17 protein-coding genes and 1 pseudogene are annotated in these 23,471 nt (G+C 69.1%); 3 read left to right on the top strand and 15 right to left on the bottom strand.

The features are described from left to right. Nucleotides 1-28: 28 nt before the first annotated feature. A complete protein-coding gene (locus tag IT355_10990) occupies nt 29-715 on the top strand; it encodes a thioredoxin domain-containing protein (GenBank protein MCC7053783.1) in 687 nt (228 codons plus the stop codon). A 58-nt stretch (nt 716-773) separates the two neighbouring features. After that, a complete protein-coding gene (locus IT355_10995; GenBank protein ID MCC7053784.1) occupies nt 774-2,087 on the top strand; it encodes a hypothetical protein in 1,314 nt (437 codons plus the stop codon). On the opposite strand, the gene IT355_11000 is transcribed toward IT355_10995, so the two are convergent. The 3 genes from IT355_11000 to IT355_11010 form a co-directional block, all read right to left on the bottom strand. Then, a complete protein-coding gene (locus IT355_11000) occupies nt 2,084-2,674 on the bottom strand; it encodes a hypothetical protein (protein ID MCC7053785.1) in 591 nt (196 codons plus the stop codon). The genes IT355_10995 and IT355_11000 overlap by 4 nt on opposite strands. Nucleotides 2,675-2,772: 98 nt before the next feature. Then, entirely contained in the window at nt 2,773-3,714 is a 942-nt protein-coding gene (locus IT355_11005; GenBank protein ID MCC7053786.1) for a hypothetical protein, read from the bottom strand. 187 nt (nt 3,715-3,901) lie between these two features. Beyond that, entirely contained in the window at nt 3,902-5,044 is a 1,143-nt protein-coding gene (locus IT355_11010; protein ID MCC7053787.1) for a carboxypeptidase regulatory-like domain-containing protein, read from the bottom strand. A gap of 39 nt (nt 5,045-5,083) precedes the next feature. On the opposite strand from IT355_11010, the gene IT355_11015 reads away from it, so the two are divergent. After that, entirely contained in the window at nt 5,084-6,265 is a 1,182-nt protein-coding gene (locus IT355_11015; GenBank protein MCC7053788.1) for an energy transducer TonB, read from the top strand. Nucleotides 6,266-6,402: 137 nt separating this feature from the next. Here IT355_11015 and IT355_11020 read toward each other — a convergent pair whose 3' ends face one another. The 12 genes and pseudogenes from IT355_11020 to IT355_11075 all read right to left on the bottom strand — a co-directional run bounded on the left by IT355_11020 (nt 6,403) and on the right by IT355_11075 (nt 23,471). Then, nucleotides 6,403-7,272, bottom strand: a complete 870-nt coding sequence (locus IT355_11020) for a DUF4397 domain-containing protein (protein MCC7053789.1) — start codon at nt 7,270-7,272, stop codon at nt 6,403-6,405. Nucleotides 7,273-7,309: 37 nt separating this feature from the next. After that, nucleotides 7,310-7,792, bottom strand: a complete 483-nt coding sequence (locus IT355_11025) for a hypothetical protein (GenBank protein MCC7053790.1) — start codon at nt 7,790-7,792, stop codon at nt 7,310-7,312. A gap of 10 nt (nt 7,793-7,802) precedes the next feature. After that, entirely contained in the window at nt 7,803-9,419 is a 1,617-nt protein-coding gene (locus IT355_11030) for a RagB/SusD family nutrient uptake outer membrane protein (protein ID MCC7053791.1), read from the bottom strand. An 89-nt stretch (nt 9,420-9,508) separates the two neighbouring features. Next, nucleotides 9,509-12,874, bottom strand: coding sequence for a SusC/RagA family TonB-linked outer membrane protein (locus IT355_11035; GenBank protein MCC7053792.1), 3,366 nt, complete (start codon nt 12,872-12,874; stop codon nt 9,509-9,511). A 445-nt stretch (nt 12,875-13,319) separates the two neighbouring features. Then, nucleotides 13,320-13,748: a response regulator transcription factor gene (locus tag IT355_11040; GenBank protein MCC7053793.1), complete on the bottom strand. Its 429-nt coding sequence runs from the start codon at nt 13,746-13,748 to the stop codon at nt 13,320-13,322. A gap of 165 nt (nt 13,749-13,913) precedes the next feature. Further along, on the bottom strand, nt 13,914-14,447 hold the full coding sequence (locus tag IT355_11045) for a CHRD domain-containing protein (GenBank protein ID MCC7053794.1): 534 nt from the start codon (nt 14,445-14,447) through the stop codon (nt 13,914-13,916). 11 nt (nt 14,448-14,458) lie between these two features. Next, nucleotides 14,459-15,868 (bottom strand): hypothetical protein, encoded by a 1,410-nt coding sequence (locus IT355_11050; protein ID MCC7053795.1) that lies wholly within the window; start codon nt 15,866-15,868, stop codon nt 14,459-14,461. A 7-nt stretch (nt 15,869-15,875) separates the two neighbouring features. After that, entirely contained in the window at nt 15,876-18,989 is a 3,114-nt protein-coding gene (locus tag IT355_11055) for a SusC/RagA family TonB-linked outer membrane protein (protein ID MCC7053796.1), read from the bottom strand. Between the two features lie 293 nt (nt 18,990-19,282). After that, nucleotides 19,283-19,528 carry an ATP synthase F1 subunit epsilon gene (gene atpC, locus IT355_11060; GenBank protein ID MCC7053797.1) on the bottom strand — a complete coding sequence of 82 codons (246 nt, stop codon included), beginning with the start codon at nt 19,526-19,528 and terminating at the stop codon, nt 19,283-19,285. Continuing rightward, complete coding sequence (atpD, locus tag IT355_11065) at nt 19,528-20,964, bottom strand: F0F1 ATP synthase subunit beta (protein MCC7053798.1); 1,437 nt, start codon at nt 20,962-20,964, stop codon at nt 19,528-19,530. Before atpD ends, atpC begins: the two co-directional genes overlap by 1 nt. Before the next feature lie 211 nt (nt 20,965-21,175). Beyond that, the gene (atpG, locus tag IT355_11070; protein MCC7053799.1) at nt 21,176-22,039 is read right to left on the bottom strand and encodes an ATP synthase F1 subunit gamma; all 864 of its coding nucleotides are present in this window, start codon (nt 22,037-22,039) and stop codon (nt 21,176-21,178) included. Nucleotides 22,040-22,068: 29 nt separating this feature from the next. Next, nucleotides 22,069-23,471: pseudogene (locus tag IT355_11075) on the bottom strand (F0F1 ATP synthase subunit alpha).

Raw genomic sequence — 23,471 nt, forward strand, 5'->3', positions numbered from 1 at the left:
TCCAGCTCCTTCCAGACCCCACGCGACCATGACCGTCCGCCTCCTGCTCGGCGCCCTCGCCACCCTGGCCCTGACTGCCTGCGCCCGCACCGCCGAGAGCGCAACGCCGGCCAGCCCGGCCATCACCTATGGGCCGGACTCCGCCACGGTCGTGATGGACACGGCACTCCTCCGCAAGGCGGATCTCGGCCGGATCACCGGTGACTCCACCGCGAAGGTCATCGTGCTCGAGGTCAGCGACTTCCAGTGCCCGTACTGCAAGGTCTTCCACGACTCCACGTACTCCCTCCTTCGCAGTGCCTACGTGGACAACGGCAAGGTCCGCATGGCGTACGTCAACCTCCCCCTCCGCGGCCACCGCAACGCCTGGCCCGCCGCCGAGGCGGCGATGTGCGCCTCGGTGCAGGGAAAGTTCTGGACGATGCACGACTCGCTGTTCGACGCCCAGCCGCGCTGGGAGGACATCGCGAAGCCGGACACGATGTTCGCACGGTTCGCGCGCACCCTGGCACTCGACGAGAAGGGCTACGCTTCGTGCATGACCACGCACGCCACGCGGCCGCTGATCGCCAGTGACGCCGAGCGGTCCTCCAGCGCCGGCATCAGCGGCACGCCGGCCTTCATCATCGGCGACAGCCTGCTCAGCGGCGCCTATCCGTTCGCCGACTTCCGCCGCGTGATCGACGCCAACCTCGCGGCGTCGGCGCCGCGCTGACGCCCCGCCGTCCAGCACCGCCGCCCGTGCTCCGCATGCACAACGGCGCGGTGGTGCCGTGAATCCCCTCCTGCGGGCGCTCTACGGTGGGGCGGGGCTGCTGGCGCGCGGCGTGGTGGCAACGGGGTGGCCCGGCGACGGCAAGCTGGCCCGCAGCGTGGCCGCACGCCGCGGGCTGGGCGCCCGGTACCGCGACTTCGCGACCAATGGACGTGACCGCAGCCGCCCGCTGGCCTGGTTCCACGCCCCGAGCGTGGGCGAGGGCCTGCAGGCCACACCCGTCATGGCGGAGTTGCGCACCAGGTTCCCGGGCGTGCAGCAGGCCTACACCCACTTCTCGCCGAGCGCCGCCGCCTTCGCCGCGCGGACCGGTGCCGACTTCCACGACTACCTGCCGTTCGACGGCGCCGCCGAGATGGCCGGCGCCATCGAGGCACTGTCGCCGTCGGCGCTCGTCTTCAGCAAGCTCGATGTCTGGCCGGTGCTGGTGGAACAAGCATCCCGACGGGGCGTCGCACTCGGGATGATCAGCGCGACGATCGCGGCAACCAGCGGCCGACGCGGCGGCCTGGCCGCCGCGATCGCACGCGATGCCTACGGCGCCCTGCAGGCCGTCGGCGCCATCGACCACGCCGACGCGGCACGGCTGGTCGACATCGGTGTTCGCGAGTCGGTGATCCAGGTCACGGGTGACACGCGCTACGACCAGGTGTGGGCCCGCGCCCTGCACGCGGCACGCACGGCGCCCACGCTCGACCGGTTCCGCACGACGGCGCGCCTCACCTGCGTCGCCGGCTCCACCTGGCCCGCCGACGATGCCGTGCTGCTCGAGGCATGGCGCCAGCTCACGGCAATCCACCCGGGTCGCCTCCGCCTGATCATCGCGCCGCACGAACCAACGCCGGCACACCTCCAGCCGGTGGAAGCGTGGGCGCGCGGGTGCGGCCTCACGTGCCTGCGCCTGGATGCGCACGGCGACGAATCGGCCGACGTGGTGCTGGTGGACCGCGTGGGAGTGCTCGGCGAGCTCTACTCCGTTGCCGACATCGCCTTCGTGGGTGGTGGCTTCCACGGCGCCGGGTTGCACTCGGTGCTCGAACCGGCGGCGTTCGGCGCGCCGGTGGTCTTCGGCCCACGGCACACGGCCAGCCGCGATGCAGGCCTGCTCATCAGCGCCGGCGGCGCCACACCGGTCACGGATGCCCGGTCGCTGACCACCGTGCTCACCGGATGGCTCGATCCCGCGCACGACGGGGCTCGCACCACCGCGGGCGCACACGCGCGCACACTCGTGGAACGTGGCCGTGGCGCCGCGACGCGATCAACGGACCTGGTGGCCGGACTGCTCGAACGTGCCGCGCCGCGCGCCTAGGGGCAGGCCACCCACGCTGCTTCGCCATCCGCGGCGAGATGCATGCCCGACGTGACCGTGATCGCATAGGTGGGCCCCGCGGCGACCTCCCACGTCAGCTGCACCGCCGTTCCCGGCGCGCCCTTCGTCCAGGTTCGGCTCCCGCGCTGCGGCACGAACAGGTACGCCGGCTCGCCCTGCAGCGTCGAACAGCGGTCGGCGGCCCCACCCCGCACCTGCACCAGCTGGCGCGTGAGCACCTGCACCCGTGCACGGAGCGTCACCGTGTCCGCCACGGACTCGACATAGCTGGCGGCGCGCAGCCGCGTGACGCTGTCACGGCCCGACGCGGCCGGCCCGAGGAAGAGGCGCACCACGTGCGCCGGCGTGAAGCGCATGGTGTGCTCCAACGGTGCCCGTCCCACCGGCAGCGGCCACGCGGCATGGACTGCGGTCGCCGGAGCACCCAGGGCGGCCGTCGCCCGCAGGAAGGTCTCGAACGCGGCGGATGCCGCGCCGGGCGCGGCCGCACCCTGGGCTCCCGCGGTGGCCACCACCGCGCACGCCGCGACGATGGCAGCCATCGCACGACGGATGACGTTCTGCATGGTTTCCTCCGTTCCAGTGTGACGGGCGCGCGCGATGCTCCGCGCACCCGTGCCCATTCTTGTCTGGCGCGTCATCGCGCCGTCATCGCAGTCCGGCGTCAGTAGTCGTACCAGCCCGGCGGCAGCCCGCCCCCGGGCTCGGGGGCCGGCGGTGGTGCACCGCCGGGTGTGGAGCCTGTGGCCTGCTGGTACGGATCGGTGATGCGGATGCGCCCACCGGGAATCGAACTGAAGACCAGTGTGCCGCAATCGGTGGTGTGGTCGGACGCCGCCATCGCCGCGCCGAACGAGCCGTTCCGGCCGAACTGCAGCCCGCGCATCGGCAGCCAGGCGAACTCCGCCTCCGCGAACGCCGACACGAGGTCGATCACCAGGCGCAGCGTCTCGTTGTTCAGCAGGTACCAGTGCGGGTTGCTGCTGAAATTGCGGTACAGCAGGCAGCCGTAGATGCCCCCTGCCAGCTGCTCGGACTCGGCCGGCGCGAGCGCATAGTCGTTCGCGCGGATCTTCGCGCGAGCCTTGTTCCCCAGGATCGGCTCCGCGAACACCTGGTTGATCACGGATCCCACCGTCGGGTACCGGTCCGGGAACACCCGCAGGTACTCCTCCGCCTTCGCCAGCAGGATGCGCCGCTCGCGGGGAGAGAGCGACCCCCAGAACTCGGTGTCCACGCCGGCAGGAGCCGGCACGAAGTCGCTCGTCGCCACCGACAGCGTCTCCGCCGCGTAGTACACTTGCGGTGAGTTGAGGCACGAGGCGCGTTCGGCCCCTGACCCCATCGGGAACCGCATCGCCTGCATCACGTCGAACGGCAACCCGAAGCCGGTCGGGTAGCTTGCCGTCACCGTGATCGTCGGCAGGCCGTACGCCGGGAAATCCAGCGAGCGCGGCGCCCGGCTGGCCAGCACACCCATGCAGTCACCGATCGCCGCCGAGACCATCGGGGCACCGCCGCTGCGCGGCGCCACCGGACCATCCTGACACGCCGTCAGTGCCACGGCACAGACGACGAGCACCGCTCCCGCATGCGTATGTCGCATCGGAATCCACCTCCAGCCAGGGAACGTGTCGAGCGACGTCGCTCCCCTGGCGGGGCGTGCATCGCGTCAGCCATGACGCATGGCTGACGCAGGCACGTTGTGTTGTCAGGCTCGCGGCACCCGCCCGCTTTTCACGCACCCCGTACCATCGTGATGCATGGCGGCGTGACGGCGCGGCAGCGGTGGTTCAGCGCGTCCAGACGATGATGGCGCCGCAGTCGGTCTCCGGGCGCTGGAACTCCGCCGGCACCGACTGGCCCGAGCGATACACTTCCATCGCGCGGATGTCCTGCACGTTCACGAACTGGTCGATCGAGAAGGAGAGCCCGCTCCGCCCGGTCACCATCGGCGTGCCGTCGATGATGAGTCCCATCGGGCACCCCTGGATGCTGGTGGTCAACCCGCGGCCGTACGCCACCTGGTTGCCGTCGCTGTTGCGGAAGAGCGTGATGCCGTTCCGCCCGCGCAGCACGTCCGTCACGTTCGACGCGTTCCGTGCCAGCAGCTCGGAGCGGCGGATGAAGATGCCGTTCGCCGTCCGCGCGCGATCGTCGAATCCCGCCATCGCCGCCGACCGGGCATCCGCGCGCACCTCGACGCGTGCGAGCGTCTGGCCGGCCGGCCGCAGCTTCACCGTGATGCTCGCCAGGCGCCCCTCGACGATGGTCACGGGCAGGTACTCCGCGAGGTATCCGACCTTGCGCACGCGGATGAACTGCAGCCCTCCTTCCAGCGGCGCGAGGCGGAACCGACCGGAGGAGTCACTGCTCGCCGTGAGCGGGGTCGAGATCGCATTGATCACCGCACCGAACACGCGACGCCCGCTCGAATCGACGATCGCGCCGGTCAGCCCGCCGCGGCGCGGCGGGAGGGGCGGACCGCTGACCGGCTGCTGCGAATCCACCGCGGCCGGAACGACGGCCGAATCGCGCGTCTCCGGCGGCGCGGCTGGCGCGGCAGCCGAGGGCGCCGGTGTCAGCGTCAGCCGCAACGACGCCGTGACCCCGGCGGCGATGTCGAACTCGAAGGCCAGCAGCCGGAAACCGGGATGCAGCACCTCGACCGACACGCGGCCGGGCACCAACCCGGCCAGGCGGAACGCCCCGTCCGGACCGGTCTCCAAATGCGGCTCGCCCGACACGTGCCGGACGACGGCGCCGCTCACGGGCGCGCCGCCCGAATCCACGACCACCCCGGCAATCGTGGCCGTGGCCGCCACCGGGCGCGCCGGAACCGCCTGTGCGCCGGCGTGGTTCGATACGGCACATCCCAGTGCCAGGAATACCGCCGCGGCCCGCAGCGTCCGTACTATTTGCGGCACTGGGTGCATGGTGTCAGAGTACAGGTTCCCTATCGGTGGATGAAAGCTATGTACGCTGGGTGTCGGACGCAGTTCCTCGGCGTCGCCACCGTCACGGTCGTCGCCGCCGCCGTACCGGCCCCCGTGGCCGGCCAGGCGGCTGCTCCCGAGTGCCGCGTCGCCGTGCTCGCCCACGACTCCGCGGGCGCGCCGCTGTCCGACGTGTCGGTGGAGACGCTCGGCCGCGGAGAGTCCGTGCGCACGCGCGAGGACGGGCGCGCCACCTTCGGCACCGGCTCCGCGGCGCCCGTCGTGTTGCGACTGCGACGCCTGGGCTTCGTCGCCGCCACGCAGAACGTGATGCCGTCGTGCGGAGGTGCCCCGGAGCCGATCCGGGTGGCCATGACGAGTGTGGCGACCGTCATCGCACCGATGATCGTCCGCGGTCGCAACACGCACCGCTTCACCGGGCCGCTCGCCGGCTTCTACGAGCGCCGGGCGCGCGGCGACGGCTACTTCTTCACCGTGGCCGACATCGACCGCCGCAACGTGCAGCGCATGGCGGACCTGATCCGCACGGTGCCGGGCTGGGGCCGCACGCAGAACGTCCGCACCGCCGACGCGATGATCCGTGGCACCGCCGTGCGCATGGGTGTCGCCGGGCGCAGCGGCGGCGCGGCCAGCGGGAGCAACTGCTTCCCGACGGTCGTGATCGACGGCTCGGCCGCCTCGATGGCCGAGCTGAACATGGACGCGATCGACCCGCGCAGTCTCGCCGGCGTGGAAGTGTACGTGGATGGCTCACGCACCCCATCGGAGTTCTGGGGCACCGCCGGCCAGGGGCGCTGTGGCGTCGTCGTCATGTGGTCGCGCAGCATGGATGCGATTGCACACGCGCCCCTCGCCGACCAGCACGCCGCCCCCGATGTGGTGTTCGAGCCGCACGAGGTGGACGAAGTCGCCACACTCGACCGCGATCGCTCGGTCCCGCCGCTCTATCCCGTGGAGCAGAGGCGGAAGAAGCGCCCCGGCGAGGCCACCGCCTCCTTCGTGGTGCTGCCGGGCGGCGAGCCCTGGGTGCGCGACGCGAAGGTGGTCAGTGCGACGGAACCCGCGTTCGGCGATGCCCTGCTCGAGGCCCTGCCACTGCTGCGCTTCAACGAGGCGCGGCGGAACGGCCGCCCCGTGGCCATGCGCGTGACGTTCACGGCGCGGTTCGGCGAGCCGGCACCGGCGGCATCCCGTCCCTGAACGTGCGAGGGGGCCGCACGACGAACCTCCGTCGGCGACCCCCTGCGTCCTGACCTTCGCTGCTGCGGCGGTGCGCCCCGCGATCATGCCGGTGCCGGGACATCACGCCCGGTGCCGGCATGCTGCGCAGGCAGCCCTTACGGGCGGACCCTCGGCACCGTCTCGGGCGGACGGCCGTCGAGGTACCAGACCACGGCTGGCGAGCCGCTGAACTGCGGGTTGGTGGCGTTGGACGTGGCGCGCGCGCCGAGGCCGGCCGGGAAGGCGACCGCGGTGAGCGACGAGCCGGCGATCCGCGAGCCGCCGTCGGGGTTGACGGCCGTGGTGCCGGCGGTGCCCACCGGGGCCAGCGCCGAGAGCACGGTGGTCGGGGTGTCTGCCACCTGCACCCGCGCGGCGATCGTGTCCGCCGTCACCTGTGCGTACGCCGTGGCGCGGCCATACGTGACGTTCGAGAACGCCGGCGTGGCCGGCAGGGCATCGGCCAGGCGCTTGGTGGTGAACACGTTCACGGCGCCAACGCCCGACGGGATCGCATGCACGGCACGGATGCCGACGCGGGCGCCGAGGGCGCTGAACGACGGGAACGAATCCACCAGCACGATGATGCTGTCCCGGTCACCCTGTGCGAGGCCGACGTGCAGGAGCGTGTAGTACGTGTCCTTCGCGAGCGTCACCGACCGGTCGAGGATCGGCGCGCCGGCCACGATCGCCGGCGTGGTGCTCACGATGAAGGCGCGAAGCTGACGCGCGCCGACCTTGGTGCCCGCGTAGGCCGAGGCCTGCCGGAAGTTCAGGCCGAGCCCCTCGAGCGGGTTCTCGATCTGGTCGACGAAGCGGTAGATCATCGCGCCCGTGTCCGGGATCGCGTTGATCACGCGCACGTACGCGAGATCACCGACCTGGGTCACGGTCGGACCGGTATCAGCCGAGCAGGCCGCCAGCGCGCCGAGCATACCGGCGGCCGCGGCGGTGCGCAGCGAGGACTTGAAGAGAGACATGGTCATCAGATGATGAAGGAGTGACGATCCGGCACCGGCCGGATCACTGTTGCTGTGTGGGGGGATTGGTCGGCTCGCCGCCCGAATCGCCCTTGACGATGAACGAGCGCGTGACGATGAACATCACGATGCCACCGACGGCGGCGCCGACCGTGACGAGGGTCTTGCCCCGGGCGAAGCGGCGCGTGTTCACGTCACGCACCTGCGACTCCGGGACGCTGACCCGCTCACCCGACCACCTGCTGCTCGGCCGGTTGATGTAGGTCACCTCGTCCACTGCCACGGTCAGCACGCCATCAACCCGCGAGATGGGCTTGCCACGGAACGAGAGCACATCCGCCCCGAGGCTCTGCACGACATCCGCCCGTCCGCGTTCGTTCAGCAGCACCTCGATGGGCGCGCCCGACATGTCGTCGCGGGCCGACCGGGGCCCGTACGTGTAGCATCCCGACAGGGAGGCCACGAGCACGGTGATCCCGGCCGTCGCGCGCGCCACGCGGAGTCGCTGCACAGCGAGGTGTCGCATCAGCGTCGACTCAGAAGCCGTACGTGCCGACCGCGGCACGGTTGGTGTTCTGGTACTGCGGCTTCAGGCGCGAGTTCAGCTCCTGGATCGGCACCGCCCACTCCAGCGGCGTGCCGACGATCAGGTCACCCCAGCCGCGGCTGTCGATGTACCACTGCGAGTAGCCCGTGAAGGCCGTCTCCATGCGCTTCTCCCACTTCATCGCCTCGAACGTCGAGCCGCAGGCCGTGGCCGTGCCACCCGCCACCGGCACGCGCGGCACACAGCCGCTGCCGCCCGGGACGGGATCATTCACGCCGTTGGTGAGCGGGATGGCCACCAGGCCGTTGCGGGCGCGGCTGTCGTTGATCAGCGGGATCGCCTCAGCCGGGCGATTGAGCTGCAGCAGCGCCTCGGCCGCCAGCATGCCGATTTCGTCCGACTCCATCAGCACCCAGGTGCCCGAACCGCTGGCGTTCCGGATGGCGCGGAAGCGGGTGTGGTCGTAGAACGAGTTCGACCACCCGTCACGCGCATTCGCCGACGTGCCGTCCTCGCCCGCCGGGCGGTTGCGGAAGTACAGCGTGGCGCTCGGCGCCTCCTGCGTGTTCTGCGCGTTCTGCAGGACACGGGTCTCGCCGGACGGGAAGCGCTTGTCCGGCGTCTTGATCAGGATGTAGCCGTTGCGCGAGGCCAGCGCACCGCTGGTGATGTACGCGTTGTACGCCCCCGAGGTGTCGGCCATGCCGATGATCGGCGTCGGCATGTAGTGCCAGCCCTGGTACAGCGTGAGCTGCACGATGGTGCCGTTCACCGACCAGCCGAGCGTCGGGTCGAGCGTGACCGTGATGTTCGACGTGATGCCGTTGGTGGCATCGGCGAGCACCTCGGTCCAGTTCACGGCGGCGCGCGCGGCCGGCGTGCGCGCGACGCCGGCGCGGAAGCGGGCCTTCAGCGACCGGGCCATCCGGACGAACGTCTGGGCATCGAGGCTGGTGCCGTTGATGTACGACGCGCCCGGGATCGGGAAGGCGGGCGAGACGTTCGTCGTGTTGTCGGTGCCCACCGCGATCGCGGAGTCGAGCATCGCGAGCGCGGTGGCGTTCACGACCGACGCCGGCGCGAAGTTCGCCTCATCCGTGGCCGACGGGGTGATCACCGAGGCCGAGTCGTAGATCATCGACAGCTGCCCGAGGGCGTAGCCGATGTTCAAGTACCCGATGGCGCGGGTGCGCGCCTTGGCCAGCGGCGTATCCGACAGCTTGTCCAGTGCCTTCACGGCGTCGGCGCTCTGGCGCGCGAAGCGGGTGAGGACGCTGAAGTCCTGGTTGTTGCCCTGGAGCGTGAGGTTGGCGCTGCCGAGGGAGTTGTCGAGGATGTCCCGCGGCAGCCCCATCCGCACGTTCATGCCGGCGTTGTTCACGCTGGCACCGCTCTCGAGGCCGAAGTTGAGGGTCTGGGGCCAGATCGAGTTGAGCGTGTTGTACTGGCCCACGAACATGCCCTGGAACGACTTGCCCGCGACCTGGGCCGCGCCATCGGCCGTCTGGAACGCGGCACTGACGTCGACCACGTTGGTGTTGCTGACCGGCAGGTTGCTGTCGCACCCCGCCATCGCAACGGCGCCGCAGGCTGCGGCTACGCGCACGAAACGCATGTGCATCTGTGTGAGTCTCATAAGGTATGGCAGGCCCCCCTGGCACCGCGTCACGGCGACGCGGTGCCGGGGCCCGGAGCTCAGAAGGTGGAGCCGAGCGAGAACGTGAAGGTCCGCAGGTTCGGGAAGGCGTAACGATCAACGCCGTTCAGCACCGGGGAGCCGAGTGACCCGCCGGCGAGGCCGGTCTCGGGATCGAAGCCTGTGTAGTTCGTGAAGGTCACGAGGTTGCGACCCACGACACCCACGCTCCAGTTCCCGGCGCCGAGCACCTTGCCGACACGGTACGACAGCGACACCTCGCGCAGGCGCGCATATGTCGCATCGAACGTGGACAGGTCGTTCGGACCCAGCACGTCGTACTTGCCGCCGATGCCACCGCCACGCTCGGCGCGGTAGTAGTAGCCGGCCGGCTTCGCGTTCGCGATCGTGGCGTTGGCCTGGTCCACCTCGGACACCATGAAGTCACCGAGGCTCCAGGCGTAGCCCTGGTTCCACATCCGCGCGCCATGCGACGCATCCAGCAGCGCGTAGGCGCTCAGGCGGTGGAACGTGACCGTGTTCGTGATCGACCAGCGGAACTTCGGCAGCGTGTTGCCCAGGGGCAGCGAGCGGACCGGGTTGCCCAGGGTCGTGTCGCGCAGCGGGATCAGCGTGCCGTAGTTGTAGTTCGCGTTCCACGGCGTCGCGTTCGACGTCGACGAGATGTTGCGCGCCGCCCAGTAGTTGCGGGTGTAGGCGCTGTCCTGCGACAGGCCGCCCGTCCAGACCACGAAGCCCTCGTTGTTCAGCTCATACTGCTGGCCCGAGCCGCGGGCGCCGCACTGCGAGGCGAACGCCGCCGGCAGGTCGCCGCAGGCGTGCGCGAACTTGGTGCCGTAGAACGTGCCGAGCTTCTCGCCCTCGCGGAACAGGAAGACGTTCTCCACGCTCTGCAGGCCCACGCCACCCGTGAACGGCGCCACGTTCAGCTTCGTGATCGTCGAGCGCGTCCGGTCGTAGTTGAAGCGCGTGCTCCAGCTCAGGTTCTGCTTGGTGATGATCGGGACGTTGATGCTCATCTCGAACGTCTTGTTGCTGAGCGTGCCGGCGTTCTGCCACTGGGTGGAGAAGCCCGTCACGTTCGGCACCGGCACCGGCAGGATCTGGTCGCGCACGTCCGACGTCGCGTAGTTGATCGTCACGCCGAACTTGTTCAGCACCTCGGCATCGAGGCCGATCTCGACCTCCCGGTTCTTCTCCGGGCCGAGGTTCGAGTTGCCGAGCAGCGTCGGGTTGATCACGCCGCCGGCCTGGAAACCGAAGCTCGGATACTGGGCATCGAAGCGCGGGCGGCCACCGGCCGTCCCGATCGAGGCGCGCAGCTTGAGCTCGTTGATCGGCTTCACGAACCACCACGGCTCCATCGCCACGCGCCAGGCCACCGAGCCACGACCGAACATCGCGAAGCGGTTGTCCGAGCCGAACAGCGACGAGCCGTCGCGGCGCACCAGGCCGCTCACGATGTAGCGATCCTTGTAGTCCAGGTCGAGGTTCGCGAACTGGCCGATCTGGCGCACGCTCTCGAGGTTCGAGCCGATCGCCAGGTTCTGGATCAGCGCGCCGGAATTCTCGACGCCCGGGAACGGGATGTTGTCACCACCCGAGTTCTGTGCCTTGAAGTCCTGCTGCTCGTACAGGTAGCGCAGCGTCAGCTTCGTGTTCAGCTCGCCGAACGAGCGACGGGCGGTGGCGTTGAAGCTGGTGTTGAACGACTGGTCGGCGAACGCACGGCGGAAGATGCTGCCGTTGTTGACGGCCGGGTTCGACGTCGTCGTGCGGAAGCCGCGATCCTGCACCGAGAACTGGTCGCCGTTCGAGCGGTCGTAGCCGAACTGGCCCTGCACGTCCAGCCAGCTGAGCGGCGAGTACTTCAGGTCCACGTTGCCGATGAAGCGGTCACGGCTGTCGTTGCGCTTCGAGTTCTGGAACGAGTAGAGCGGATTGTCGTTCTGGCCGCCCTGCGCCAGCGGGTTCGAGCGCACGTACAGGCGGTCGAAGGCGTCTGTGGCGAGCAGGTTCACGAAGGCCGGCACACGCGTCAGGCGGAAGAAGCCCGTGGTGCCACCGGTCTCGGAGCCGGACTGGTTCAGGCCGTCCTGGTCGAGGCGGCTGTAGTACGTGTTCACCGCGGCCGACCACTTCGAGCCGAAGCTCTGCGACACGTTCAGGCGCACCGAGTTGCGGCGCAGGCCGCTCAGGTAGCGGATCGAGCCTTCCTGCGTCGTGTTGTTCACGCTCGCGAAGAAGTTCGCGCCCTGGTAGCGGCCCGTCACGTCGAGGTTCACGGTCGAGAAGCGACCGTTCGTGATCGTGGCACCGATCGGGTTGTACGTGACCGGGAAGGCCCCCGTCGCATACAGGTTCTGCAGGCGCGTCACGCCGAGGTTGCCGGCAATGCCACCGTCGTTGCGGTAGGTGCGCGGCGTCAGGGCGAAGTCACCACCCTGCTCGTTGATGCGGAGCGCGTCGGCGTAGATGTCGGACACGCGCGTGCACGGCTGCGTGTTGCCATTGTTGAAGCCGTTGCCGTCGCAGAAGAGCTGCTTCGTGGCATCCTGCTGCAGGAACGTGTACTGCGAGAGCGGGAACTCACGCTCGATGTCGCCGGCACCGGCCTCGGTGCGCAGGCCGTAGCGGACGGTGTTGTCGCTGGCGCTGCGGCCGGACTTGGTGGTGATCTGGATCACGCCGTTGCCGGCGCGGGCGCCGTAGAGCGAGGCGCCGGCCGCACCCTTGACGACCTCGATGCTCTCGATGTCGAGGGCGTTGAGGTCAGGCAGCGGGCCCTGCAGGATGACGCCGTCCACGATGTACAGCGGCTCCTGGCTGCGTCCGCTGGCGTTGATCGACGTCGGGGCGCGCAACAGCACGGCGGGCTGGGCGCCCGGGCGGCCGGAGCTCGAGACGATCGAGGCGCCGGGCACCTTGCCCTGGAGCTGCGAGAGCGGGTTCACGCCGGCGACCGGCATGTCCTTCTCGTCCACGCGCGACACGGCGAACGGCACCTTGGCCTGTTCCGTGGCGCCCGTCACGCCGGTCACGATGACCTGGCTGAGGCGGTTCACGTCGGCGGCGAGCACGAAGTTCTGCGTGATCACGCCGGGGCGGAGCACGATGCTCTTCGCATCCGGCTTCTGGCCGATCGAGCGGGCGCGCAGCACCACGTTCTGGCCGCGCACGCGCGCGGACGGCACCGTGATGGTGAAGTTGCCGGCCGCGTTGGTGCCCACGGAGATGTTCATCTCCGTGATGAAGACGTTCGCTCCCTCGAGCGGACGCCCCTGGTCGGAGGTGACCTTGCCCTGAATGGTTGCGTTCTGCGCCTGGGCCATCGCCGCTGTACCCACCAGCGAGACGAGGACCGCGGCAGCGCGTCGCAACCCTGCCAACGACGTACGTGTCATATGCGGGACTCCTGAATCCGGTCGCACGTGGAGATCCGCCGGCTGGTGAATCCGCGGCCGCACCCGGCGGCCGCGTCACCCCGGCAGCCGACCGCCCGGGGTGGAACGATGGTGATCATCCGGCGTACCAGCCACCGGAGGCAAACCCGCGCCTGCAGCGCAGACGGGACCAGCATGGTGATCATTCAGGCCGTCGCGGCGGCCCGGATCATGCACCACAACCTTCTGCCGGCCTTTCAGCCGACCTCTACAACCAGAATTCGGACCACGGCGAAGCGCTCCGGCCCCCCTGGCAGCGCCGCATTTGCGCGCCTCCGGGTCCCGGAATTGGTGAAGACTACGGGTGCGCCAGCATGCATACAAGGCACGTTGGCGACATCTCAGTGGCTCTGTAACGAGGCGGCCGATGTATCACGCCCGCCGGCGATTGCGCCGGCGCAGACCGCTAACCCGGGCCGGCCTTTCCCTCGAGCAGTTCGGCCAGCACGGCCGCGATCCGCCGCAGCGCCGCCGGCTTGCGCAGGATGACATCCGCGCTGGCGGACTCGACCGGAAAGTCGTCGTCCCCGGTCAGCATCACCACCAGCGGCGCCTCTGCCCCCCGCTCCTTGAGCCGCGAGAGCAACGTCCAGCCGCTCAGCCCCGGCATGTTGGCGTCCAGCACCACCAGCGCCGGCCGGACCGCATCGATCAGCTCGGCAGCCAGGACCCCGTCGCGGGCGAGGCTCACGTCGTAGCCCGCCGCCTCGAGGTAGGTGTGGAGGACATCCGCCATCTCCGCGTGGTCCTCGGCCACCACGATGCGCGGCCGGGTGGCCGGCACCCCCTCGGGTGTCGCCGCCGCCGTACCGGACGCGGGAAAAGGGTCGGCCATGGACACACGCGTGGGGCGGGAGGGATAGTCCGATCGGGGGACGGAAACGCGAACGACAGCGAGCGTAGCACCAACCGTGCCGAGTCCTGCAGCCGAGGCCGGAAAACCCTGCGTCCCGCCCGGCAGGTGCCGGACGGGACGCAGGCCCACCACCTCACGCCAAGGTCAGGGGACCGGCGTGACCTGCCCGCGAATCTCACCACCCGCGTTCTTCCGCGTGTGGATGTTCGCATACGCCGTCCCCGCGTTCATCCGCACCAGCAACGAATCCCAGGTGAACGGCGCCACCATCGTGGTGCCGGCACGGGTGATCCGGCCGACACGCAGGATCCCCTTGACGCTCGCCGCCGTCCCGCCACCGGTGCCGGCCGCACGCGAGGCCTCCGTCGGGAAGAACCACACCATGATCGGTCCGGTGGCCCCCGCCGCGCCGGCATGGATGTGCGCCATCGTGACCGAGTCGGTGGTGGCGGTCGTCTCGATCGTGTAGACGATGTTGACCGAGTCCTCCTGGATCAACTCCATCGTGCCCGCGGCACTGGTCGTCACCGCCGGCACTTCGCTCGCGCCCGTGAGCGTCGCGGTGAACTTCTTCTTCTGCGGCGCGAGGCTCGACAGGCTGGGGTAGGTCTCGCTGCAGGCAGCGAGCGTCACGGCCAGCAGGCCCAGCATCGCGACGATCCGCATGGGTCGGTGCATCGGTGGGGTCCTCATGGATTGCGATCCAGGCACTGGGTGAAATTCGGGTTGTTCGTCTCCTGGAACGGCACCGGGACGTTCACGTCCACGCCGTAGGCCCCGCCCTTGAAGTACGTCCCCGAGGGGAAGACGGTCTCGGCGTTGCGGCCCAGGTGCTTGATCAGCCGGCGCATGTCACCGAGGCGATGCCCGGTGAGGAACAGCCAGTAGGCGCGCTCCTGGAACACCTGGCTCACCTGGTCGGCCAGCGCGGCCGGAGCCACCAGGGCCGGCAGGGGTGCCACCGCTGGCGGTGCGAGCAGCGCCGACGACGGGCCGGGGGGTGCCACGATCAATGACGGCAGGGCCGTCCGCAGCGCATTCAGGATGCTCACGTACTCCGCACCGCTGCGGGCCGCGTTCTCGGCCTCGATCAGCCGGGCCTCGGTGCCGTCCGCGAAGATGACCGGAGCCGACCGCGCCGCGTACTTGGTCTGCGGGAAGTACAGCGTGCTGTTGTCCGCACCCACCGCGAACGAGAGCGCGATGCCGCGGCCACGCGGCGCGTAGACGCGCACATCGGTGCTGTCCAGGCGGTAGCGCAGGCCGTTGCCCCCTTCCAGCGCCGAGACCGTGTGGCGGTTGAACGCCAGGGTCGCGAGGAAGATGCCGTTGTTCTGGCGGCCCGTGTTCTCACTGTGGAACAGTCGGTACTGGAAGGTGGTCGGCACCGCCGCCACCGCCGCCGCGGCATCGGCCGGCCGGTTCAGGTTGAGCAGCGCCCGCCCGCGACCGACCCGGATCAGGTTCACCACCGACGCATTCCCCGCCACGGACACATCGAGCCCCACCAGCGCGGAGTCGAGCTTGGCCAGCGCGGTCGTGAACAGCTGCACGCCGGTCTGCGGGGTGCCGAGCGTGAAGGTGCCGGCATTCACGTCGAAGTCGGACACCGGCACGCCGTTGCAGTACATCTCGGCGAGCATGATGTACGTGTACGCCGCGATCGCCTGCGTCTCGGACCGGCCGAGCTGCGTCGGGGCGAGCTTGTAGTACGCCGCCGCCGTGCGGTCGGCGGTGGCCCGCGCGCGCTGGAGGCTGTTGTAGATCGTGCTCAGCGTGGCATTGATCGGGTTGATGTTGCGCTGGTCCATCTCGCCGCGGGTCGGAAAGGTCTCCGCCCAGGTCAGCTCGTCGCCGAGCAGCGCGCTTTCGACGATCACGCCGCTCTCGCCGCCGGCTCCCATCGCGACCTGCAGGTCGGACAGGGTGCTGGCGCGCAGCGTCGGCAGCACGGTGACGTCGTTCAGCGAGCTCGGGTTGGCGACGTCGGGATCCTTCACGGCCAGCGTCTTGTCGATGTCACACGCGGACAACGACAGCGCGAGGCCGGCACACAGGACACCGAGGGATCGCCGCGAAGTCTCGAAAGAGAGTGTCATGGCAATGTCAGAAGTTGAAGTTCACGCGGAGCGTGTACGAGCGCGAAGGCGGGTTCGTGAGGAAGTCGACCGTGCCGAAGTTGCTGCCCGGGTTGGTCAGCACCTCGGGATCGAACCCGGTGTAGTCGGTCCACAGGCCGAGGTTGCGGCCGGCGATCGTCAGGCTCAGCCCCCCCGACTTGAGGATGCGCGCGGCCGCAGCCGGCACCACCCACGTCATCGAGACTTCGGAGAGGCGCACGAAGCTGGCGTCCTCGATGTAGCCATCGCTGGTGCCCATCGCGCGCGCGGCCGACTTCACCTGGTCGCTCAGCGGCGCATTGATGTCCCAGAAGTCCTGGCCGTTGGCAAAGCCGCCGTTGTTGCGGAACTCACGCGTGTTGTTGTAGAGGCGTGACCCGCCGCGGTAGTCGACCAGCACGTTGAACTGGAGGTTCTTCGCCACCCGGATGTCCGACTGGAATGACAGCTGGCGCGTCGGCAGCGGGCTGCCGAGGTACTCGAGCGAGTCGGAGAGCACGATCTCGCACTTCGGCCCGCCCACCAGGATCGGGTTGGCCAGCCCACCGTACGCCGGGCAGTTCACGCGGCTGATGATGCCGTCGGCGTTCAGGTCGCCGTAGCTCACGATCTTGCGCTGGAAGTAGCCGCCCGCCGGGTAGCCGGCGCGGAACTGCTGCGTGCCCTGGATGATCGGCGCGATCGGCTGGCCGTCCACGCTGCCCAGCGAGCCGATCTTGTTGTTGAACACCGTCGCCGTGAAGCGCTGCGAGTAGGTGAACGCCCGGGTGTCGATGAGCTTGACGTTGATCGTGCCCTCGAGCCCCTTCGTCGTCATCTTCGACAGGTTCACGAGCTGGTTGGCCGCCACGCCGAGGGACGGGGCGAGCACGCGGCCCACGAGCAGGTCGCGGGTGTCCTTCTTGAACGCGGTGAACTCACCGTCCACGCGGTTGCCGAAGAGGTTGAAGTCGAAGCCACCCTCCATCTCGCGCGTGATCTCCGGCTTCAGCAGTGCGTTGCCCACCGGACCGCCGATCGTGACGGCTGGGATGCTCGCGTCCGACGAGGCCGCATTCACCGAGACGGCGCTGAAGAACGTCTCCGACTGGCGGAAGCTCGGGCGGTTGCCGGCCTCACCGATCGACCCGCGCACGCGGAGCTGATCGACGAACCCGGCCTTCGGGAACCACTTCTCCTCCGAGACCACGTACGACCCGCTGAACGACGGGTAGTAGACGAAGTCGCGCGAGCCCACGCCGAACACGCTGGAGTTGTCCATGCGCACAGCCGCGGTCAGGAACAGGCGGTCGTTGAACGCGAGGTCCTGCTGCAGCACACCGGCCGTCGTCACGATTTGCGAGTTGGTCTCGTTCACCGCGAAGCGGGCGTTGGTGCCCGACAGCGACGACGTGCCCGGCAGCAGCACCGCGCCGAAGGCACTGGTGAAGCGGTTCGCCTCGTTGGTGTACTGGCCGCCCACCAGCGTCGAGAGCCGGATGGTGCTGGTCAGGTCATAGGTCGCCTTGGTGTTCGCTGTCACCGTGTACGTCGGGCGGTAGGCCCGTGCCTGGAAGCGGCTGCCCTCGATGCTGGCGGCACTCTGGAACACGCGGTTGGGCGGGATCAGCTGCTGGTCGTACTGGTACACGAAGTCGCCACCGGTCCGCAGCGTGCTCTCCAGCCAGCGCAGCGGCGTGTAACGGAAGGTCACGCCCGTCTGCAGGCGGTCCACGTCCTGCTGCTGCGTCTGCGCGAAGTACTGCGTGACCGGGATGTTGGCGCTGACGTACCCGCGGGAGAGCGAGTCGTTCGCGTTGCGGCATTCCAGGATCGTCGTGCGCGTCGCCGTGTTGCAGTCGAACGCGCCACCCAGCAGGCCCGCACTCAGCGTGCCGGCGAACGCGTTGTCGTTGATCGGCAGGTTCAGCACGCTCTTCAGGTAGCTGATCGTGACGTCGGCCCGCAGCGCCGAGGTCAGGTTCGCACCGACGTTCGCGCGCAAGTTCGTGCGGCGGGTACCGCTTGGCCCCACGATGCCGCTCTGGCGCCAGAGCTCACCGCCCAGGTAGTACTGGACCTGCTCGCTGCCGCCGTTCACGTTCACGCCGAGCCGGTTGCCGCCGCCCACCCGGAACGGTGAGGCGTTGGCGAAGGGCGAGTTCGAGTACAGCGTGTCGCGGCTGACGCAGGTGCGCAGCGTCTGGGCCTCGAGTCCGCAGTTCACGCGCAGCCCCGTCGGCCCCCTGCCGATCTGCCGGTAGTTGGTGGAGGTCAGGGGGTCCGACTCCGGCACCAGCGACCGCTCCGACCCGGCCTCGGTGTAGATCCCCCAGCGTGCCTTGCCCGACTTGCCACGCTTGGTGGTGATCTGGATCACGCCGTTGGCCGCGCCGGTGCCGTACAGCGCGGTGGCCGCGGCTCCCTTCAGCACCTGGATGTCCTCGATGTCCTGCGGGTTGATGTCATCGAGGCGCGACGTGGTCGCACCACCGACACCGACCGAGAAGTTCGACGAGTTGTTGTTCGACACCAGCCCGTCGATCACGAGGAGCGGGTCGTTCGACAGGTTGATCGAGGTCGGGCCGCGCAGGCGGATGCGGTTGCTGACCCCGATCGTGCCGCCGCCCGACTGCACCGAGACGCCCGGCGTGCGCGCCGAGAGCACCTGGGACAGGTTCGTCACCGCGGCCACGTTGAACGTGGTGCTGTCGATGCGGCTGACCGACGCCCCGACCTCGCGTGCCCGGGACGTGCCACCGGTGGCCCCGGACACCGTCACCTTGTCGAGCACGTTCTCGGCCACGCTGAGCGCGAAGTTCGCGGTCGCCTCGCCGTTGCCGCTCACCGTCGCGACGGCGTTCATGGCCGCGTAGCCGATGCGGGAGGCCCGCACGGTGTAGGTGCCGTTCGGCACGCCGCCGATCCGGTACGCACCATTCGACCGCGTCACCGCACCACGCTGGGTGCCGACGATCTGCACCCGCACGTCGCTGACGGGCTGTCCGCTGATGCGATCGGTCACGCGACCGGTGACCGCGCCGCCTGCAGGCTGTTGGGCGGCGAGTGGCACTCCGAGTGCCAGCAACGCCGCGACGAAGGCATACCGTCCAAATCGCATGGAACCCCCACGGGTGAGATCGCGGCGGACGCGGATGAACTGCCGGGCCGCCACGCGTGCACTGCGGCTCGACGTGACCGCAACCCGACACATTACACGCCGGACCGCTCGTTACAAGCAACCGTGGCAAACACTCCATCGGTGTCGGGGGCTCCCGGGGCTGCGCGACTAACACCCTTTCCCGCGTGATGCCGGTCAGCCGGCACGACGCGGCCGCGCTGCGGAATAACGCACGAAGGCGCGCCGTCTCCGGCGCGCCTTCGCGAACTGTTCGGACCTGCGGTCCTACGTCATCACAACGGTGTGGCTGACTCCGTTACCACCCGCACCACGTTGTCCACCACCTGCATGAACCCGCCGTCCACCTGGAAACGCTGCGCCGCGCCATCCAGCCGCAGCACGCCCTTGCCCAGCACCGTCATCAGCGGAGCGTGACCAGGCAGCACGCCCAGCTCACCATCCCAGCCCGGCGCCACCACCGCACTCGCCTGCCCCTCGAACAGGATCCGCTCCGGGGAGATGACCGAGACCGTCAGCATCAGGCCTTCGCCATCGCGTCGGCCTTCGCCATCAGGTCTTCCACGCCGCCGCACATGAAGAACGCCTGCTCCGGCAGGTGGTCGAACTCACCCGCGCAGAGACGGTCGAAGCTGCTGATCGTCTCCTCGAGCTTCACGAACTTGCCGCTGATGCCCGTGAACTGCTCGGCCACGTGGAACGGCTGCGACATGAAGCGCTGGATGCGGCGCGCACGCCCCACGATCTTCTTGTCGTCCTCGGACAGCTCGTCCATGCCGAGGATCGCGATGATGTCCTGCAGCTCCTTGTAGCGCTGCAGGATTCGCTGCGTCTCGATCGCCACGCGGTAGTGCCGCTCGCCGATGTACTGCTTGTCCAAGATGCGGCTGCTGGAGGCCAGCGGGTCCACGGCCGGGTAGATCCCGAGTTCCGAGATCGGGCGCGAGAGCACGACCGTGGCGTCGAGGTGCGCGAAGGCCGTCGCCGGCGCCGGGTCCGTGATGTCGTCGGCCGGCACGTAGATGGCCTGCACCGACGTGATCGAGCCGTTGCGCGTGGACGTGATGCGCTCCTGCAGGTCGCCCATCTCCGACGCCAGCGTCGGCTGGTAACCCACCGCGCTCGGCATGCGGCCGAGCAGGGCGGACACCTCGGAGCCGGCCTGCGTGAAGCGGAAGATGTTGTCCACGAACACCAGCACGTCGGCGTTCTCGGTGTCGCGGAAATACTCGGCCACCGTGAGGCCCGACAGCGCCACGCGCAGGCGCGCGCCCGGCGGCTCGTTCATCTGCCCGTAGACCAGCGCCACCTTGTCCAGGATGTTCGCCTCCTGGAACTCGAGGTACAGGTCGTTGCCCTCGCGCGTGCGCTCCCCCACGCCACAGAACACCGACTTGCCGCCGTGGGCCTTGGCGACGTTGTTGATCAGCTCCTGGATGACGACCGTCTTGCCCACGCCGGCGCCGCCGAAGAGGCCGATCTTGCCACCCTTCACGAACGGGGCGATCAGGTCGATGACCTTGATGCCCGTCTCGAAGATCTCGGTCTTCGGCTCGAGGTTCACGAAGTCGGGGCGCTTGCGGTGGATCGGCCAGCGCGGCGAGTCCGCCGGGATCTCGGCGCCGTTGTCGACCGGGTCACCGAGCACGTTCAGGATGCGCCCGAGCGCGGCCGCGCCCACCGGCACCATGATCGGGTTGCCCGTGTCGAGCACGTCCATGCCGCGCACCACCGAGTCGGTGCTGCTCATGGCCACCGTGCGCACCAGGTTGCGCCCGATGTGCTGCTGCACCTCGAGCGTCACCTTGATGTGCGTGCCGTCGGGGAGCACCTCGTCGATGCGGAGCGCGTTGTACAGCTCGGGGAGGTGATCCGCCTCGAACTCGACGTCGAGCACTGGGCCGATGACCTGCACCACCTTGCCGGTCACCGCCGCGGGAGTTGCTGTTGCTGCCATATGGAGTTCCGTCTCGGGGTTGTGTAATCGGTGATCGTGGTGCTGCCCTAGCGTGCCGACCTACGGATTTCCGCGCACAATGACGTCGACGAATTTTCGGTCAGGCCAAGGCGCGAACCGGAGCGATACCCATTGGTATCGCGAGGATTCGCAACGCCGGCATGGCCGAAAAGGCGTGACGTCATGCGTGGAAATCCGTTGGGCGTCACGCTTAGCCTTGCAGTGCTGCGGCGCCGCCCACGATCTCGGCGATTTCCTGCGTGATCTGCGCCTGGCGCGCCCGGTTGTACGTGCGGCGCAGGGTGCTGAGCATGTCGGTGGCGTTGTCGGTCGCGTTCTTCATCGCCGTCCGGCGCGCGCCCTGCTCCGCGGCCACCGTCTCCACCAGCGCGCGGTACACGGAGTTGCTGACGTAGGCCGGCAGCAGCTCGGTCAGGATCGCCTCGGCCGACGGCGACAGCAGGTAGTCGCGCTTCAGCGACCCGCCCGAAGGCGGCTTCACCGGCAGCACCTGCGTCGTCTGCGGCGGCGTGGAGATGGCCGAGTTGAACTGCGAGCTGGTCACGAACACTGCGTCCAGGTCACCGCTGATGAAGCGCGCCATCAGCGTGTCCACCAGCGACGACGCATCGGCCGCCGTCGGCCGGTCGCTGATGTCGGTGCGCTGCTCCGCCATCGCCCGGTTCACGTACTTGAAGTAGCCGATGCCCTTCTTGCCGACCACGTGCAGCTCGACCTCGATGCCGCGCTGCTCCAGCGCGGCCAGCTGGGCCCGCGCCTCCTTCACCAGGTTGGCGTTGAAGCCGCCGCACAGGCCGCGGTTCGACGTCAGGATGATGTGGGCGACGCGGCGCATCTGCACCGGCTGGCGCAGCAGCGGGAACTGCTCGGCCAGCTCGTCCGAGTAGAGGTCCCCGATCACCTCCGCCAGCGCCGACGCGTACGGACGGGCGGCCGCGACACGGTCCACGGCCCGCTTCATCTTCGACGTCGCCACCATCTCCATGGTGCGCGTGATCTTCTTCGTGTTCTCGACGGACTTGATCCGTCCCTTGAGCTCGCGACCCTTGGCCATGGTGCGTCAGGCGTCCGTGTGGCGCGGAATCAGCGGGCGGCGGCGGGCGCCGCCACCTTCTTGTACAGCGCGATCGCCTCGCGCAGCGCAGCCTCGTTCGGCTTCGTCAGCGCCTTCTCGGTCGCGATCGACTCGCCGATCGCCGGGTGACTGGCCGCCATGTAGGCATGGAAGCCGGTCTCCCACTCGCGCACGTGTGCCGGGTTCACGTCGTCCATCAGGCCGTTCGTCACGGCGTAGATGATCATCACCTGCTCCTCGACCAGCATCGGCGCGTACTGCGGCTGCTTCAGCACCTCCACCGTCAGCTTGCCGCGGTCGAGCTGGCGCTTGGTGGCGGCGTCGAGGTCGGAGGCAAAGCTCGAGAAGGCCTCCAGCTCACGGTACTGTGCCAGGTCGAGGCGCAGGCGGCCGGCGACACCCTTCATCGCCTTCGTCTGGGCCGAGCCACCCACGCGCGACACCGAGATGCCGACGTTCACGGCCGGCCGCACGCCGGAGTAGAACAGGTCGCCCTCGAGGAAGATCTGCCCGTCGGTGATCGAGATCACGTTGGTCGGGATGTACGCCGACACGTCGCCGGCCTGCGTCTCGATGATCGGCAGCGCGGTGAGCGAGCCACCCGCCTTGAAGATCGTCTTGCCGTCGACAACGTCGGCATCCTCGCGCAGCTTGGCCGCGCGTTCGAGAAGCCGCGAATGGAGGTAGAAGACGTCGCCGGGGAACGCCTCGCGACCCGGCGGGCGGCGGAGCACCAGCGAGAGCTGGCGGTACGCTGCAGCCTGCTTCGACAGGTCGTCGTACACGCAGAGCGCGTGGCGGCCCGTGTCGCGGAAGTACTCACCAATCGTGCACGCCGAATACGGACTGATGTAGAGCAGCGGCGCCGGATCGGACGCGCCGGCTGCGACCACGATGGTGTATTCCATCGCGCCGGCATCCTCGAGCGTCTTGACCACCTGAGCGACAGTGGACTGCTTCTGGCCAATGGCGTTGTAGATGCAGATGACGCCAAGCCCCTTCTGATTGATGATGGCGTCGACAGCAACGGCGGTCTTGCCGGTCTGACGGTCGCCGATGATGAGCTCGCGCTGTCCGCGGCCGATGGGCACCATCCCGTCGATGGCTTTCAGCCCGGTCTGCATCGGTTCCTTGACCGGCGACCGGTCCACGACGCAGGAGCCAGACGCTCGATGGGCATGAAGCTCTTGGTCGCAATCGGTCCCTTGCCGTCAATGGGCTGGCCCAGCGCATTGACGACACGACCGACGAGCTCGTCACCAACCGGCACGGAGATGATTCGACCGGTGCGCTTGACGGTGTCGCCTTCCTTGATATCCGTCGAGTGGCCGAGCAGAACGGCGCCGACGCTCTCTTCTTCGAGGTTCAGGGCGATCCCGAACAACCCGTGCGGGAACTCGAGCATCTCGCC

The sequence above is a fragment of the Gemmatimonadaceae bacterium genome (assembly GCA_020851035.1).
Taxonomy (GTDB): Bacteria; Gemmatimonadota; Gemmatimonadetes; order Gemmatimonadales; family Gemmatimonadaceae; genus JACMLX01.